Genomic DNA, 254 nt, shown 5'->3' on the forward strand with positions numbered 1-254 from the left:
GAAACATTATAACGAGAAAAAAACGGATCATGAGCAATGTAGCCCCTCTGTACGTTGGAATAAGAGGTAAAGTACCCTTGAATTGGGCGTATACGGGCTACGGAGCGAAATGAGAGGTAAAAGTACATTTGAATTCGGTGTTTTCGGTCTACGGAGCGAAATGAGAGGTACAAATACCTTTGAATTGGGCGTATACGGGCAACGGAGCGAAATGAGAGGTATAAGTACCTTTGAATTCGGTGTTTTCGGGCTAC

The sequence above is a fragment of the Paenibacillus jilunlii genome (genome assembly GCF_900102965.1).
Lineage (GTDB): Bacteria > Bacillota > Bacilli > Paenibacillales > Paenibacillaceae > Paenibacillus_AQ > Paenibacillus_AQ jilunlii.